Origin of the sequence: Curtobacterium sp. PhB142, assembly GCF_004341255.1 — a bacterium.
Lineage (GTDB): Bacteria > Actinomycetota > Actinomycetes > Actinomycetales > Microbacteriaceae > Curtobacterium.
Genome location: NZ_SLUT01000004.1, coordinates 194,548 through 210,627 on the forward strand (window position 1 = coordinate 194,548; position 16,080 = coordinate 210,627).

The following is a 16,080-nucleotide window of genomic DNA, read 5'->3' on the forward strand; positions in this document are numbered from 1 at the left end:
ATGCGCGGGGCCGTGCGGTGGTTAGCATGGGCGTACTCGAAAAGGGAGCCATCATGGTCGACGTCCATCGCGTCAAACTCCCCGGAGTCGGCGTGCTGCACAGCTTCTACACCGACGACGGTGGCAAGTGCGGTGTCATCACGCACCGGTCGGGTCACTCCGACCTCATCTCGTTCGCCGACGTCTCCGACGGCGCGGACAAGTCCGAGAAGGTCTCGCTGCGCCTCAGCGAAGACGAGGCGCACACCCTCGCCGAACTCCTGGGCGGCACCCGGATCACCGAGGGCCTCGACAAGCTCGACGAGATCCCCGGGCTGTCCATCGACTGGTTCTCGGTCGACTACGACGACGCGATCGCCGGCAAGCCGCTCGGCGACCTGCACGACTCCGGCTTCATCGGCCTGACCGTCGTGGCCGTCGTCCGTGGCGACAGCGCCAACCCGGCACCCTCGCCGGACTTCGTCGTCTTCCCCGGTGACACCATCGTCGTCGCCGGTTCCCCCGAGAAGGTCGCCAAGGCCTTCTCTTTCTACCGCAGCGGAGAGCTTGCGGCCGCATCGGCCGAGGCCCCGCGGAAGAGCTAGCGCATGCACCTGGGCGGTGAACTGCTCACCATCGGTGTGCTGTTCGTCATCGCCTACGTGCTCGGGCGGCTCGGCAAGACCATCGGTCTGCCGGCGATCCCGATCTACATGATCGTCGGGCTCATCGCGAGCCCGCACACGCCGTGGATCGGCCTGAACGTCGAGTCGCACACGATCGAGCTCATCGCGACGTTCGGGCTCATCCTGCTGCTGTTCAACCTCGGGTTGGAGTTCGACCAAGAGGAGTTCTACGGCAACGCCGGCAAGCTCCTGGTGTCGGGCGGCACCTACGTCGTCATCAACATGGGCGTCGGGTTCGCGTTCGGGTTCTCGCTCGGCTGGGGCACCCGTGAAGCCCTGATCATCGCTGGCATGACGGCCACCTCGTCGAGTGCGATCGTCACGAAGCTCCTCATCGAGCTGCGACGACTCGCGAACGACGAGACCCCGATGATCCTGGGCGTCACGGTCATCGAGGACGTCTTCATCGCCATCTACCTGGCGATCGTCTCGGTCGTGCTGTCCGGCGACACCAACGCGTGGGCCGTCGTCGGCAAGCTCGCGCTCGCGTTCGGCTTCCTCATCGTGATGTTCACGCTCGCCCGGTTTGCCGGCAAGTGGGTCTCGAAGATCTTCGCGACGCGTGACGACGAACTCTTCACGGTGCTGTTCTTCGGGCTCGCCGTGATGTTCGGTGGCATCGGCGACCTGCTCGGCGTGACCGACGCAATCGGTGCCTTCGTCATCGGGCTGCTCTGCGGCGCCACCCGGTACCGCGACCGCATCGAACAGCTCGCCCTGCCGATGCGTGACGTCTTCGCCGCGTTCTTCTTCGTGAACTTCGGGCTCGGTCTCGACCTGTCGACCTTCGGCGAGGTGCTCTGGCCGGTCCTCGGTGCGATCGGCATGACGGTCGTGCTCAACGCGGTCGCCGGGCAGATCGTCGCGCGCATGAACGGCTTCAACGTCCAACAGGGGATCAACACCGCCGTCATCCTGGTGAACCGTGGCGAGTTCGCGCTGATCCTCGCGACGCTCTCGGCTGCCGCCGGACTGGAGGCCCGGATCACCGCGTTCGCGGGCCTCTACGTCCTCGTCATGGCGATCCTCGGGCCGCTGCTCGCGGTGAACTCGGAGCGGATCGGCCGCCTCGTGGTGCGACCCGCCCGCCTCGCCCGCCTGCGCGGACGACTCGGTGGCCGCCGAGCGGTCGCAGCGGCTGCCGCCGCCGAGGCAGCAGAGGCCGAGGAAGCCGAAGCAGCGTCCGCCGCCGCGGTCCGCCGTGCCGAGCGGGACCGCCAGTTCGCGGAGGAGTTCGCGCTCGTGGAGGCCGCTGGCAGGGACGAGCAGGAGAATGGGTCACCGGAGGCGACCGACGAACCCGTCACGTCGCCCGTCGAGATCCCCACCGAGCGCCCCGAGCGTCCGGTCCGACAGCGCGATCCGGAGTACTGATACAGATGTGGGCCGTTGCCCGACGACCGAGGTGGATCGCGCTGCTGTTGCTGGCGCTCGTGCTCGCGGCGGTGTTCGCCGGGCTGGGCAAGTGGCAGCTCGAGCGGAGCATCGCCAACGGCAAGCCGCTGCCGGAGACCACCGAGACCCGCAAGACGCTCGATGCGGTCACCGCCCCGGAAGAACCCGCGAGCGAGACCATCGCCGGCCAGAAGGTCACCGTCACCGGCACGTTCGTCGCCGGCGACACCACGATCCTGACCGGCCGCACCGGGGGTGGGACGTACCAGACCGTGGGTCACTTGGTGGACTCGGATGGTGGGGCGAGCCTCCCGGTCGTCATCGGGTGGTCCGACCAACGGTCCGCCGCCGTCGCCGGTGGTGACCGCCTGACGGACGGGCAGACGCTCACGGTGCAGGGCCGGTACTACCCCGCCGAGTCGCCCGACCAGGACACCTACAAGCAGGCTGAGTACTCCGCCGTGGCACCCGCGCGCTTCGTGAACACGTGGAAGGCGTTCGACGACCGGATGTACCTCGGGTACGTCGTCGCCGACGGTGCCACCGCGCAGGCCGCCGACCTCGGCACCATCGCCGACCGGGCGCCGTCGCGCGAGGTCCAGTTCGACTGGCTGAACCTGTTCTACGCGATCGAGTGGGTCGTCTTCGCCGGCTTCGCGGTGTTCCTCTGGTACCGGTTCGTGAAGGACGCCTGGGAGCGCGAGGAAGAGGAGCGGCGTGAGGCTGCCCTCAGCGTCGACGGGGCCCTCGCGGACCGACGGTAGGCTGGTCGTCATGGCCTTGACCGTCCGAACCCGCGACATCCCGAAGATCCCGGGTGCGGTGAAGTGGTACCGCGTCTCCGCGTACATCACCGGTGTGCTGCTGCTGGCCCTCGTGATCGAGGTCATCATCAAGTACACGCCGCTCCAGCTCGAGATGCAGCTCGGCAACGGCCCGTTCTTCGTGCCGAACGGCACGGCCGGCGAAGCACCCGGCACGTTCAACCTGTCGATCGCGATCCTCATCGCGCACGGCTGGCTGTACGTCCTCTACCTCTTCACGGACTTCCGTCTGTGGAGCATCATGCGCTGGAAGCCCTCCCGCTTCCTGCTCATCGCCCTCGGTGGCATCATCCCGTTCATGTCCTTCGTGGTCGAACACCGCATGCAGCAGAAGGCCATGGACACCTACCACGAGCTGATCGCTGCCCAGCAGCGTGAGAAGGAGGCCGCTCGGTGAGCGAGACCGAACAGCGTCCCGTCCTCGTCGTCGACTTCGGGGCCCAGTACGCGCAGCTCATCGCGCGTCGGGTCCGTGAAGCGAACGTCTACAGCGAGATCGTCCCGCACTCCATCACGGCGGAGGAGATCCGCGCGAAGGACCCCGCAGCCATCGTGCTGTCCGGTGGGCCGTCGTCCGTGTACGAAGAAGGTGCACCGTCCCTCGACGGCGACATCCTCGACCTCGGCGTCCCCGTGCTCGGCATCTGCTACGGCTTCCAGGCCATGGCGACCGCCCTCGGTGGCGAGGTCGCGAACACCGGCCTGCGTGAGTACGGCGCGACGTCCGTCGACGTCAGCGGCACCGACAGCGTCCTGCTCGGCGGGCAGCCCGGGTCCCAGGTCACGTGGATGTCGCACGGCGACTCCGTGGCGAAGGCCCCCGAGGGCTTCGAGGTCCTCGCGTCGAGCGCGTCGACCCCCGTCGCGGCCTTCGCGTCCGACGAGCGCAAGCTCTACGGCGTGCAGTGGCACCCCGAGGTGAAGCACTCCGAGCACGGCCAGGCCGTCCTCGAGAACTTCCTGCACCGCGCCGCCGGTCTGCCCGGCGACTGGAACTCGAGCAACGTCATCGACGAGCAGGTCGCCCGGATCCAGGCCCAGGTCGGGTCGAACCGCGTGATCGCCGGCCTGTCCGGCGGTGTCGACTCCGCCGTCGCCGCAGCCATCGTGCACAAGGCCGTCGGTGACCAGCTCACTTGCGTCTTCGTCGACCACGGGCTCCTCCGCGCCGACGAGCGCAAGCAGGTGGAAGAGGACTACGTCGCCTCCACCGGTGTCCGGCTCATCACGATCGACGCCGAGCAGCAGTTCCTCGACGCCCTCGCCGGTGTGAGCGACCCCGAGCAGAAGCGCAAGATCATCGGGCGCGAGTTCATCCGCACGTTCGAGGCCGCGGCCGAGGCACTCGTGCTCGAGGCGCGCGGGGACGGTGACGACGGCGAGGTCAAGTTCCTCGTGCAGGGCACTCTCTACCCCGACGTCGTCGAGTCCGGCGGCGGAGCGGGCACCGCGAACATCAAGTCGCACCACAACGTGGGCGGCCTGCCCGAGGACATGACCTTCGAGCTCGTCGAGCCGCTCCGTGCGCTCTTCAAGGACGAGGTCCGTGCCGTCGGTCGCGAGCTCGGCCTTCCCGAGGTCATCGTCGGCCGCCAGCCGTTCCCCGGACCGGGGCTCGGCATCCGCATCGTGGGTTCGGTCGACAAGCAGCGGCTCGAGCTGCTCCGCGCCGCCGACAAGATCGCGCGCGAGGAACTCTCCGCAGCGGGCCTCGACGGGGAGATCTGGCAGTGCCCGGTCATCCTGCTCGCCGACGTCCGCTCCGTGGGTGTTCAGGGTGACGGCCGCACGTACGGGCACCCGATCGTGCTCCGTCCGGTCTCGTCCGAGGACGCCATGACCGCGGACTGGACGCGCCTGCCGTACGACGTGCTCGCGAAGATCTCGAACCGCATCACGAACGAGGTGCCCGACGTCAACCGGGTCGTGCTCGACGTCACGTCGAAGCCGCCGGGGACGATCGAGTGGGAGTGACGCTCCCCTGAACGACCGGAGGCCCGGCACGCCCTGCGTGCCGGGCCTCCGCGCGTCCGGGGGCGGCGCTGCCGGGGGAATGGGTGCTGCTGGGGGTGGTCGAGTGGCGACAACACCCCGCGGGCCCGGTGCCGAGCGGTCACGAACTGTCGGTTGGCCCCGGCCCGGGCGACACTTCGTGACCACTCGCCGGGCGACCGGCGGGGTGTTGCGACCACTGGCGCTGCCGCCGCTCCCGCCCACGGCGCCCCGGGAACGACGAAGGGCCCCGGCAGCGCCGGGGCCCTTCGTGTACGCGGTGGTACTAGTTGCGCGCGCTGCTCGCGACGATGGCGAGGATGCGCAGGATCTCGAGGTACAGCCACACGAGCGTCACGATGAGGCCGAACGCCGCGGTCCACGCGTAGATCTTCGGAGCGCCGCGCTGGACACCGGTCTTGATCTGGTCGAAGTCGAGGATCAGCGAGTACGCCGCCATGACCACGACGAAGATGCCGATGAGGACGCCGAGCGGGATACCGAACAACGTCACACCCATGAGGCCGAAGGCGCTCTGGGTCACACCGGTCCACATCAGGACGAGGTTCACGAGCGAGAACGCCATGTACCCGACGATCGCGATGAGGAAGAAGCGGGTGGCCTTCGGGGTCGCACGGACCTTTCCCGACAGGAACAGGAGCAGCGTGACCGCGAACACCCCGAGGGTGCCGAACACGGCCTGGGCGACGATGCCGCCAGTCTGCGTGAAGTTGTACTCGAAGAAGTTCGAGATCCCGCCGACGAAGAGCCCCTCGAAGAACGCGTACGTCAGGATCAGACCCGGCGACGGCTTCTTCTTGAAGGTGTTCACGAGCGCCAGGACGAACCCGACGATCGCGCCGACGATCCACACGATCGGGGGCAGGTTCCAACCGGCCACTGCACCGACGAGCAGCACGCCGAAGGCGAGCAGCGTCTTGACGATGGTGTCCTCGTACGACATGCGGTCGGTGTCGACCGTCGATGCGGCCGGGCGGTCGTACATGTACTGCAGCTGCTCGGGGGTCATCCCGCCCTGCGCCTGCTGCGGGGTCTGTCCCCAGCCGGCCTGCTGCTGACCAGCGCCACGCCCGCCCCAGGTGTTGGGTCCCTGGGCGTTGAAGGCGGGGGACTGGTCGAAACCGGGCTTGAAGGCCATGGTGTCCTCTTCCTAGGAGATATGAGTCCTCTCAGCCTAGGTGCGCTCGGTCGCGGAAGGCTGAGGATTCGCGGCGAGCGGACGCGGGCCCGGAGGCCCTGACGATCGCAGCCTATGGGCACCCGCTGCGCGCGCGCCTCGAAGTCGTCGAGAGTCCGCCGTCCAACGCGCCGAGCCGGACGGCAGCGCCGGGTAGACCCAGGTGACGAGCGCGACCGAGATCGTCATGAGCAGGAACCACGCCACGATCTTCGTCGGGGCCACCGGGTGCCAGACGGCGAGCTGCGCGGGGTAGCTCCACGCTCCGGCCCAGGTCGCGACGTTCTCGGCGAACCAGATGAACACGGCGACGAGTCCCATGGCGACGAGCACCGGCATGCGCATCGTCGCTCGGTGTATCCGGACGTGCATGGTCGTGCGGGCGAAGAGCAGTACGACGAGTGCGAGCAGGACCCAGCGGGCGTCGGGCAGGAAGTGGTGCCCGAAGAAGTTCAGGTACACGCCGGCAGCGACGACGGCGAGCAGCCACTGCCGCGGGTACCGGTCGAACCGCAGGTCGAACAGGCGGTGCACACGGACCATGTACGACCCGACCGCGCCGTACATGAACCCGGAGAACAGCGGGACCCCGGCGACCACGAACAGCCCGCCGGGTTCGTACGACCACGAGCCCATGTGCGTCTTGAAGACCTCCATGGCGGTGCCGACGACGTGGAAGAGCAGGACGACCCGGAGCTCCCGCACGGTCTCGAGCCCGAACACGAGCATGCCGAGCTGCAGCAGCACCGCCACGACGGTCAGCACGTCGTTCCGGAACGCCGCCGGCACGGTCAGTGAGGCCACGGCCATCGAACCGAGCAGCAGCGCCCCGAACGCGCACGCCCACGCCTGCTTCGCGCCGAACACCAGGAACTCGGTGACGAACAACCGGACGGGCCGGTGCGGCTGGTGCCCGGCGTCGAGCAGTCGGCGGGCGGCACGGTCGATCCGGGCCTCGACGGCGGTGGAGAGCGATCGGACGGTCATGCAGCGATGGTCAGCGCCGATGCTGAGATGCACGGGCTCCGGCCGGGCGCGTGTGTCCCGCGACACAGGGCGGCCCGCCGTCACCCTGGCCCAGTAGGGTCGCGCCATGACCCTCGTGATCGCCCACCGCGGTGCGTCCGGCTACCGCCCCGAGCACTCGCGGAGCGCGTACGAACTCGCCATCGAGCTCGGTGCCGACGCGATCGAGCCGGACCTGGTGCCCACGAAGGACGGCGTGCTCGTGCTCCGCCACGAGAACGAGGTGTCCGGCACCACCGACGTCGCGGACCACCCGGAGTTCCGGCACCTGCGCACGACGAAGACCGTCGACGGCCAGAGCCTGACCGGCTGGTTCACCGAGGACTTCACCTGGGCCGAGCTGCAGACGCTCCGCACCCGGGAACGTCTGCCCGCCCTGCGGCCCGGGTCGGCCGAGCACGACGGCGAGGAGCCGGTCCTGCGCCTCGAGGACCTGCTCGCGATCCTCGACGCCGCGCCTCGTCCGGTCGGGCTGGTCGCCGAGGTCAAGCACGCGGCGTTCTTCGACCGCGCGGGCTTCCCGATGGACGAACTCGTCGACCGCGCGCTCGGTGACGCCGGGTGGCGCCGTGACGAGCGGCTCACGGTCGAGAGCTTCGAGAAGGGCGTGCTCCGCGACCTGCGCGAGCGGCACACGGGTGGTCGGCTGGTGTACCTCCAGGAGGCCCGTGGCAGCGCCGCCGACGAGGTCGCGTCCCACGGATCGCTCGCCCCCACCTACGCCGCGGAGCGTTCCGAGGACGCGCTCGCGTCGTTCGCGACCGAGTTCCACGGCATCAGCGTCGACCTCGGCACGCTGATGGCCGGGGTGGACAGCGTCGCGCTCGAGGACCCGACGCCGGTCCGGAGCGCGATCGTCGACCGTGCGCACGCCGCGGGCCTCGCGGTGTACACGTGGACGCTCCGACCGGAGAACCGGTTCCTGCCCGGGCCGCTGCGCCGCGGTGGGGACGTCGCGGCCTTCGGCGACTGGGAGCGCTGGTACACCTCGGTGATCCGGACCGGCCTCGACGGGGTGTTCGCGGACCACACCGACCTGGCGGTCCTCGCCCGGTCGGCTGTCGGGGGTCCCGCTTAGACTGTCCCGAACATGACGATCGTGCTCGACCCCTTCGAATCGACGCCCGAGCCGGGCGCCGGTGCCCGTGCGTACGAGGACCCGTTCACCGCGGGTCTGAACCCCCAGCAGAAGGAAGCCGTCGAGTACCGCGGCGAGTCCCTGCTGATCGTGGCCGGTGCCGGATCCGGCAAGACGAGCGTCCTCACGCGCCGCATCGCGCTGCTGCTCGCCAACCGTGAAGCCTGGCCGTCGCAGATCCTCGCGATCACCTTCACGAACAAGGCCGCGGCCGAGATGCGTGAGCGCGTCCGGGCCCTGGTGGGTGGCGAGTCCGACGGCATGTGGATCTCGACGTTCCACTCGGCGTGCGTGCGCATCCTCCGGCGGGAGGCGGAGCGGTTCGGGTTCGCGCAATCGTTCACGATCTACGACTCCGCCGACTCCAAGGCCCTGCTGAAGCGGATCATCAAGGACCTCGAGGCGGACACGCTCGGGCTCACGGTGGGCGCCGCTGCGTCGAAGATCTCGAAGCTCAAGAACGAGCTGCAGGACATCGACTCGTACGCGCGCAACATCAACGTGAACGACCCGCAGGAAGTCATGTTCACCGAGGTCTTCCGTCGGTACACGAACGACCTGCGCCGGGCGAACGCGTTCGACTTCGACGACCTCATCGGCCAGACCGTCTTCCTGTTCCGGGCGTTCCCCGAGGTCGCTGCGCTCTACCAGCGGCGTTTCCGCTTCATCCTGGTCGACGAGTACCAGGACACCAACCACGCGCAGTACTCCCTGATCCGCGAGCTCACGCGTCCGGTGCCGGTCGAGCAGGTCGACAAACTCGAGGACTCCGGCCAGCACGTCGCCCGCATGCGCGAGCGCGACGGGTCGATCGCCGGAGCGTCCCTGACCGTTGTGGGCGACTCGGACCAGTCGATCTACGCGTTCCGCGGGGCCGACATCCGCAACATCGTCGAGTTCGAGCGCGACTTCCCGAACTCGAAGGTGATCCTGCTCGAGCAGAACTACCGCTCGACGCAGACCATCCTCGACGCCGCGAACGCCGTCATCGCGAACAACTTCGACCGTCAGGCGAAGAACCTGTTCACCGACGTCGGCGCGGGCGAGAAGATCGTCGGCTTCACCGGGTACACCGGCCACGACGAGGCCCAGTTCGTCGCCGACGAGATCCAGCGCCTGCGCGAGGACGGCATGGACTACCGCGACATGGCGGTGTTCTACCGGACCAATTCGCAGACCCGTGCGCTCGAGGAGATCCTCATCCGCGCCGCGATCCCGTACCGGGTGCTCGGCGGCACGAAGTTCTACGAGCGCGCCGAGATCAAGGACGCCATGGCGTACCTGATCACCGTGGCGAACCCCGCCGACCCGATGGCGCTCCGTCGTGTGCTCAACGTGCCGAAGCGCGGCATCGGCTCCGTCACCGAGACGACCCTGCAGCGCTACGCCGACGAGCACGAGACCACGATGCGTGATGCCCTGCGGCACGCGGGTGAGCTCGGCTTCGGGCCGAAGGTGCGGAACGCCATCACCGAGTTCGCGGCGCTGCTGGACTCCGTGTCCGAGAAGGCCCCGACGCAGCCGGTCGTCGACACCCTGACCCAGCTGCTCGACGGCTCCCACCTGCTCGAGAACCTGCGGAAGTCGCCCGACGCGCAGGACGCCGCCCGGGCCGACAACATCGACGAACTCGTGGCGGTGACGCGCGAGTTCCAGAAGAACAACCCCGAGGGCACGCTGACGGACTTCCTGACCGAGGTCTCGTTGGTCGCAGCGGCGGACGAGCTCGACGACTCGTCCGGCACGGTGTCGCTCATGACGCTGCACACGGCCAAGGGGCTGGAGTACGAGGCCGTGTTCCTGACCGGCGTCGAGGAAGACCTGCTGCCGCACCGGATGTCCGCGAACGAGCCGGGTGGTCCGTCGGAGGAACGCCGGCTGTTCTACGTCGGCATCACCCGCGCGAAGAAGGTCCTGTTCCTGTCGCTGGCGATGACCCGCGCCCAGTTCGGTGACGTCAACGTCGCCATGCCGTCGCGCTTCCTGCAGGAGATCCCCGAGGGGCTCATCGAGTGGAAGCAGTCGCCGGGCATGGCGAACAGCCGTGGTGGCACGCAGCCCCGGGCGCTCAACGCGAAGCGCGAGGGCGGCATCGGCGGCGGCGGTGGCGGTGGTTACCGCGGCGGTGGCGGCTGGGGCGGTGGGTCGTACGACCGCGCGGCCGCTGCGTCGAAGACCCGCCCGAAGACCGAGTGGGCGAACCGGGTGTCCGGCCAGGTCCGCGACAACGGCGACATGGAACTCGTCGCCGGCGACCGGATCAAGCACGTCGACTTCGGCGAGGGCACCGTGTCGGCGGTGACCGGCCAGGGCGCGAAGCGCATCGCCGAGATCGCGTTCGACTCCGCGGGCCGCAAGAAGCTGCTCATCAAGATCGCGCCGATCGAGAAGCTCTAGCCAGAGCTGGCTGAACGTCCGTACACCCCGCCGGTTCCCCGGCGGGGTGCGTTCGTCGTGGGTACGAGGACGTCGCGCCACGCCCGAGACCTGGGAGTCCACCCCTGTTCGGGTGACACCGAAAAGCAGGTGAGGTTAGCCTTACCTAACGTGACACCCATCGAACTGCTGACCACTGCCAACGCCGAGCGCTACCGGTCGACCGTCGGGTCGACGGTGGACCAGCTCGCCGACCGACTCGCCACCGTCGACCGCGCGACGACCGCGACCGCCCCGGAAGCGCTGCACGACCGCGTGCGCGCGGTCGACCTGGACGCCGCTCCCGTCGGGACGGAACGGGCGCTCGCCGAACTCGACGACCTGTTCGTCCGCGAGGCCGTGTGGTTCCACGACCCCGGCTACCTCGCGCACCTGAACTGCCCGGTCGCACTGCCCGCGGTCGCCGCCGAGTCCGTCCTCGCCGCGGTGAACCCGTCGGTCGACACCTGGGACCAGTCCCGCATCGGCACGGACATCGAACGCCACGTGGTCGACTGGCTGGCCCGTCGTGCCGGGTTCGCTGTCGGCGACGGGGTGTTCACCTCCGGTGGCTCGCAGTCCAACCTGCAGGCGCTGCTGCTGGCGCGCGAAGCCGTCGGCGTGGCCGGAACCGTGTTCACGACGGCGGAGACCCACTTCAGCATCGCGAAGTCGGCACGACTCCTCGGTCTCGAGGCCGTGGTCGACGTCGCTACCGACCACGCCGGTCGGATGCGACCGGCAGCCCTCGCGGAGGCGATCGCCGCGACCCGGGCAGCGGGCCGTACCCCGATCGCGGTCGTCGCGACCGCCGGCACCACCGACCGCGGGGTCATTGACCCGATCGAGCCGATCGCCGACGTGTGTGATCTGGAGGGCGTCTGGCTGCACGTCGACGCCGCGTACGGCTGCGGACTGCTCGTGTCCCCGACGCGTCGGCACCTGCTCGCCGGCATCGAGCGGGCGCGCAGCGTGACGACCGATCTGCACAAGTCGTTCTTCCAGCCGGTGTCCTCGAGCGCACTGCTCGTCCGTGACCCGGCCGACCTGCGCCGGACGGCCTGGTACGCCGACTACCTCAACCCCGAGGATGCCGCCGAGCCGAACCAGGTCGACAAGTCGCTGCAGACCACCCGCCGCTTCGACGCCCTGAAGCTCTGGGCCACCCTGCGCGCGACCGGGGCCGACGCGATCGGCACCGCGTTCGACGCCGTCATCGACCTCGCCGCCGCCACCCACCGGATCGTCGAGGAGGACCCCGACCTGGTGCTCGTCGCCCCGACGCAGCTCAGCACCGTGCTCTTCCGCTGGCAGCCGGCCGGGGTGACCGACGAGCAGGCCGACGCGCTCGTCGCCCCGATCCGTGCGGCGCTGCTCGCCGAGGGCCGGGTCCTCATCGCGAAGACCGTGATCGACGGCCGACCCTGCAACAAGCTGACGCTGCTCAACCCCGAGACCACCCCGGCGCAGATGCGCGCCTCGCTGGAGCACGTCGCCGCGACGGCGGAGCGCGTCCGAGCCGCCACCACCACCCCGGAAGGAGCGATCCGATGAGCCACGTTGAGCAGCCCGTCCACGACCTGATCGGCATCGGCATCGGCCCGTTCAACCTCGGCCTCGCCTGCCTCACCGACCCGCTCGACGACCTCGACGCGGTGTTCCTCGACGCCGCCGACGGCTTCGCCTGGCACCACGGCATGATGCTCGACGACGCCACGATCCAGGTGCCCTTCATGGCGGACCTGGTGACGATGGCCGACCCGACCTCGCCGTTCTCGTTCCTCGCGTGGCTCAAGGAGACCGGCCGCCTGTACCCGTTCTACATCCGCGAGGACTTCCACCCCCTGCGCAGCGAGTACGACGCCTACTGCCGGTGGGCCGCCGACCGGCTCGACACGCTCCGGTGGGGCCGGTCCGTCACGGCGGTCGAGCACGACCCGGCGACGGACGTGTTCACGGTGCACACCGAGACCGATCAGGGTCCCGAGACGTACCGCGCACGCCACGTCGTGGTCGGCATCGGGACGGAGCCGTCGGTCCCCGCCCCGCTGCGTGGGATCGCCGGGCCGGCGATCCACTCCGCCGAGTTCCTGCCGAACCGGGACGCCCTGCGCGACGCCGGGTCGATCGCCGTCGTCGGCAGCGGGCAGTCCGCCGCCGAGGTCTACCGCGAACTGCTCGAGGACATCCGGCAGGACGGCTACCGCCTCGACTGGATCACCCGGTCGCCGCGGTTCTTCCCGATGGAGGACACGAAGCTCACCCTCGAGATGACGAGTCCGGAGTACACGGACCACTTCCACGGGCTGCCCGAAGCCGTCCGCGACCACCTGGGGCGCGAGCAGCGCGGGCTGTACAAGGGCATCAGTGCGGACCTGGTCGACGAGCTCTACGACCAGCTGTACCGCATCAGCGCTCGAGGCCCGATCCCGACGACCCTGCGCACCGAGACCAGTGTCGTCGACGCCGAGTGGCTCGCCGACCGGGGGACGTACCGGCTGACGCTCCGCCACGAGCAGCTCGGCGAGACGTACGAGCACGAGGTCGAGCGGCTCGTCCTGGCGACCGGCTACACGCCGCGCACGCCGCGGTTCCTCGACCCCGTCGAGCACCTCGTCGACCGTGACTCCCGTGGTCGCCTGGCCGTCGCGCGCGATCACCACGTCGACACCCTCGGCGGACGCATCTGGGTGCAGAACGCCGAGGAGCACACGCACGGCCTGACCGCGCCCGACCTCGGCATGGGTGCGTGGCGGAACGCGTCGATCATCCGGTCCGTCACGGGGCGCCCCGTGTACGGCCTGGAGGCCCGGATCGCCTTCCAGGAGTTCGGCCTGCCCGCCACGGACCAGTCCACCGCCGCTCCCGCCGGTGCGCACCGCGCGCCGGCCCGGCAGGCGACCGAGCGCACGGAGGTGCCCGCATGAGCGCGCACCTGACGGGTGCCGACGTGACGGGTAGTGGACTGACCAGTGCGCCCGAGGCGACGGTGTCTGCCGGAGCTGCTCCGGGCCTCCTGGCCGTCGAACCCGTGGTCCCGGAACGCGACGCCGTCGTCGTCCAGTCGTGGCTCGCCCATCCGGCGTCGTCGTGGTGGGAGATGGGCGACCTCGACGTGGACGGCGTCCGGGACTACCTGACCGGCGTGCAGGCGGACCCGGCGCAGGCTGCGTGGCTCGGCCGACGCGACGGTGAGCCGTGCTTCCTGGTCGAGACCTACGACCCCGCCGCCGTCCTGCTCACCGACGTGTGGGCGGCCGAACCCGGCGACGTCGGGATGCACCTGCTCGTCGCGCCGGCGCCCGCTGACCGTCGTGTGCACGGACTGACGAGCGCCGTGATGCGCGCCGTCGTCGAGCACTGCCGCGACGTCCTCGGCGCGCGGCGGGTCGTCGTCGAGCCGGACGTGCGGAACACCGCGGTGCAGGCGAAGAACGCCGAGGTGGGCTTCCGCGCGCTGCGCCAGGTCGACGTCGACGGCAAGCGGGCACTGCTGTCGGTGCTCGACACCGACCGGATCGGCGTGCCCGACGACGACGGGCCGGCCGCGCACCTGCGACCCGAGCACCTGGAACCCGCTGAACGCCACCTGGTGGCGAAGGCCATCGCCGAGTTCACCCACGAGCGGCTGATCGAACCCGTGCCGGACGGGGAGGGGTGGCGGCTCGACGCGGGGGACTCGACCTACCGGTTCCGGGCACGGCAGCACGTGCTCGAACACTGGTCGATCGACGAAGCCTCGCTGACGCGCACTCGCGCTGGGACACCGGCGTCGCTCAGTGCGCAGGACTTCGTGCTCGAACTGCACGAGGTGCTCGGGATCCCCGACGAGCTGCTCGGCACCTACCTGGAGGAGATCGCGTCGACCCTGGCGAGCGCCGCTGCGAAGCACCGGCGGGGTGGGCCGTCGGCCGCGCAGCTGGCGCGTGGGCGGGCGGGCGATTCTGTCGCCGCCGTCGTCGCTTCGTTCCAGGACATCGAGGCGGCGATGACCGAGGGTCACCCGGCCTTCGTCGCCGCGAACGGGCGGATCGGGTTCGGACTCGATGAGTACCGGGCCTTCGCACCCGAGGTCGGCGGCCGGTTCCGGTACCGGTGGCTCGCCGCCCGACGGGAGCACACGCACCTGGCGCTCGCCGCGGACCGCACCGAAGAAGCGCACTGGGAGGCCGAGCTCGACCCGCAGACCATCGCCGGGTTCCGGGCCGTGCTCGTGTCCCGCGGCCTCGACCCCGACGACTACGTGTGGATCCCCGTGCACCCCTGGCAGTGGCAGCACCGGATCGCCGTGACGTTCGCACCCGACCTGGGGCGGCAGGACCTCGTCGACCTCGGCGAGGGGCCGGACGAGTACCAGCCGCAGCAGTCGATCCGCACCGCGTTCGACCACTCGGACCAGACCCGCTCGTACGTCAAGACGGCGCTCGCCGTGCAGAACATGGGGTTCCTGCGGGGGATGTCGCCCGCGTACATGCGGAACACTCCGGCGGTGAACGACTGGGTCGAGTCGATCGTCGCCGCCGACCCGACACTCGCGTCGGTCGGGTTCTCGGTGCTCCGGGAGCACGCCGCCATCGGGTACACCGGCGACGCGTACCACCGGGTCGACGTGTCGTCGCCGCAGCGCAAGATGCTCGCGGCCCTGTGGCGGGAGAGCCCGCTGCCGAGGGTGACGGACGGCGAGCGACTGCTGACGATGGCGGCGCTGCTGCACCGGGACGCCTCGGGGAACGCCGTCGTCTCAGCGCTGATCGAGGCATCGGGGCTGCCTGCCGACGAGTGGGTGCGGCGCTGGCTCGACGCCTACCTGTTGCCCGTCGTGCACTGCCTGACCGTGCACGACCTGGTGTTCATGCCGCACGGCGAGAACCTCGTGCTCGTCGTCCGCGACGGCGCCGTTGTCCGTGCCGTGATGAAGGACATCGGGGAAGAGGCAGCGGTGCTCGGACACCACCACGATCGCCCGGTGCCCGCCGACATCGACCGGATCGTGCACCCGGTGTCCGACGACGAAGCCGCGCTCGCGGTGTTCACCGACGTGTTCGACGGGGTGCTGCGGTTCGTCGCGGCGATCCTCGACGACGACGGGGTGCTGCCGGAAGGCCGGTTCTGGCAGGTCGTGGGGGAGTGCATCGACGCGCACGCCGCCGCGCACCCGGACCGCCGCCGTCCGTTGGACCTGCGGGTGCCGACGTTCGAGCACTCCTGCCTGAACCGGCTGCAGCTGCGGAACACCCTGTCGATGGTCGACCTGACGGACCAGTCGTCGTCGCTCATCCGGGCGGGGGCGATGGCGAACCCGATCGGGCGGTAGGGGCTGCGCGGCGGACGGCGGACCTACTCGGTGCGAGGTTGACCACTCCGTGCAGCGCAAGAAGCGCGCACGGAGTGGTCAACCTCGCACCAGCCGGAGCGGCGCCGGTGCGG

The 16,080-nt window shown here is 69.9% G+C and carries 12 protein-coding genes; 10 read left to right on the plus strand and 2 right to left on the minus strand.

Going from position 1 to position 16,080, the window contains the following annotated elements; all coding sequences use genetic code 11:
- Window positions 1-53 precede the first annotated feature (53 nt).
- From EDF31_RS09695 to guaA, 5 genes are read left to right on the plus strand one after another with little or no spacing between them, the layout of a single operon-like run.
- Window positions 54-584, plus strand: a complete 531-nt coding sequence (locus EDF31_RS09695; protein WP_071260110.1) for a TrkA C-terminal domain-containing protein — start codon at window positions 54-56, stop codon at window positions 582-584.
- A gap of 3 nt (window positions 585-587) precedes the next feature.
- A complete protein-coding gene (locus EDF31_RS09700) occupies window positions 588-2,039 on the plus strand; it encodes a cation:proton antiporter (RefSeq protein WP_111083418.1) in 1,452 nt (483 codons plus the stop codon).
- A gap of 5 nt (window positions 2,040-2,044) precedes the next feature.
- Window positions 2,045-2,824 (plus strand): SURF1 family cytochrome oxidase biogenesis protein, encoded by a 780-nt coding sequence (locus EDF31_RS09705; protein ID WP_123293184.1) that lies wholly within the window; start codon window positions 2,045-2,047, stop codon window positions 2,822-2,824.
- Between the two features lie 10 nt (window positions 2,825-2,834).
- Window positions 2,835-3,281 carry a DUF3817 domain-containing protein gene (locus EDF31_RS09710; RefSeq protein WP_111083416.1) on the plus strand — a complete coding sequence of 149 codons (447 nt, stop codon included), beginning with the start codon at window positions 2,835-2,837 and terminating at the stop codon, window positions 3,279-3,281.
- Window positions 3,278-4,858 (plus strand): glutamine-hydrolyzing GMP synthase, encoded by a 1,581-nt coding sequence (gene guaA, locus EDF31_RS09715; protein ID WP_131845975.1) that lies wholly within the window; start codon window positions 3,278-3,280, stop codon window positions 4,856-4,858. The genes EDF31_RS09710 and guaA overlap by 4 nt, the downstream gene beginning before the upstream one ends.
- 304 nt (window positions 4,859-5,162) lie before the next feature.
- On the opposite strand, the gene EDF31_RS09720 is transcribed toward guaA, so the two are convergent.
- Window positions 5,163-6,035: a Bax inhibitor-1/YccA family protein gene (locus EDF31_RS09720; protein WP_111083414.1), complete on the minus strand. Its 873-nt coding sequence runs from the start codon at window positions 6,033-6,035 to the stop codon at window positions 5,163-5,165.
- 36 nt (window positions 6,036-6,071) lie between these two features.
- Window positions 6,072-7,061, minus strand: coding sequence for a DUF817 domain-containing protein (locus tag EDF31_RS09725; RefSeq protein WP_131845976.1), 990 nt, complete (start codon window positions 7,059-7,061; stop codon window positions 6,072-6,074).
- Between the two features lie 106 nt (window positions 7,062-7,167).
- Between EDF31_RS09725 and EDF31_RS09730 the strand changes: the two genes are divergently transcribed.
- From EDF31_RS09730 to EDF31_RS09750, 5 genes are all read left to right on the plus strand, one after another.
- Window positions 7,168-8,178 (plus strand): glycerophosphodiester phosphodiesterase family protein, encoded by a 1,011-nt coding sequence (locus EDF31_RS09730; RefSeq protein WP_131845977.1) that lies wholly within the window; start codon window positions 7,168-7,170, stop codon window positions 8,176-8,178.
- Between the two features lie 12 nt (window positions 8,179-8,190).
- Window positions 8,191-10,635 (plus strand): UvrD-helicase domain-containing protein, encoded by a 2,445-nt coding sequence (locus EDF31_RS09735; RefSeq protein WP_131845978.1) that lies wholly within the window; start codon window positions 8,191-8,193, stop codon window positions 10,633-10,635.
- Window positions 10,636-10,785: 150 nt separating this feature from the next.
- On the plus strand, window positions 10,786-12,207 hold the full coding sequence (locus tag EDF31_RS09740) for a pyridoxal-dependent decarboxylase (RefSeq protein WP_131845979.1): 1,422 nt from the start codon (window positions 10,786-10,788) through the stop codon (window positions 12,205-12,207).
- The gene (locus EDF31_RS09745) at window positions 12,204-13,580 is read left to right on the plus strand and encodes a SidA/IucD/PvdA family monooxygenase (RefSeq protein WP_131845980.1); all 1,377 of its coding nucleotides are present in this window, start codon (window positions 12,204-12,206) and stop codon (window positions 13,578-13,580) included. Before EDF31_RS09740 ends, EDF31_RS09745 begins: the two co-directional genes overlap by 4 nt.
- Window positions 13,577-15,967, plus strand: a complete 2,391-nt coding sequence (locus tag EDF31_RS09750; protein WP_165901383.1) for a GNAT family N-acetyltransferase — start codon at window positions 13,577-13,579, stop codon at window positions 15,965-15,967. The genes EDF31_RS09745 and EDF31_RS09750 overlap by 4 nt, the downstream gene beginning before the upstream one ends.
- Window positions 15,968-16,080: the final 113 nt, after the last annotated feature.

What these genes read in the sequence shown, in the direction of transcription:
- EDF31_RS09695 (WP_071260110.1), top strand. Translation starts at nt 54, where the DNA reads ATGGTCGACGTCCATCGCGTCAAACTCCCCGGAGTCGGCGTGCTGCAC.
- EDF31_RS09700 (WP_111083418.1), top strand. Translation starts at nt 588, where the DNA reads ATGCACCTGGGCGGTGAACTGCTCACCATCGGTGTGCTGTTCGTCATC.
- EDF31_RS09705 (WP_123293184.1), top strand. Translation starts at nt 2,045, where the DNA reads ATGTGGGCCGTTGCCCGACGACCGAGGTGGATCGCGCTGCTGTTGCTG.
- EDF31_RS09710 (WP_111083416.1), top strand. Translation starts at nt 2,835, where the DNA reads ATGGCCTTGACCGTCCGAACCCGCGACATCCCGAAGATCCCGGGTGCG.
- EDF31_RS09720 (WP_111083414.1), bottom strand. Translation starts at nt 6,035, where the DNA reads ATGGCCTTCAAGCCCGGTTTCGACCAGTCCCCCGCCTTCAACGCCCAG.
- EDF31_RS09725 (WP_131845976.1), bottom strand. Translation starts at nt 7,061, where the DNA reads ATGACCGTCCGATCGCTCTCCACCGCCGTCGAGGCCCGGATCGACCGT.
- EDF31_RS09730 (WP_131845977.1), top strand. Translation starts at nt 7,168, where the DNA reads ATGACCCTCGTGATCGCCCACCGCGGTGCGTCCGGCTACCGCCCCGAG.
- EDF31_RS09735 (WP_131845978.1), top strand. Translation starts at nt 8,191, where the DNA reads ATGACGATCGTGCTCGACCCCTTCGAATCGACGCCCGAGCCGGGCGCC.
- EDF31_RS09745 (WP_131845980.1), top strand. Translation starts at nt 12,204, where the DNA reads ATGAGCCACGTTGAGCAGCCCGTCCACGACCTGATCGGCATCGGCATC.
- EDF31_RS09750 (WP_165901383.1), top strand. Translation starts at nt 13,577, where the DNA reads ATGAGCGCGCACCTGACGGGTGCCGACGTGACGGGTAGTGGACTGACC.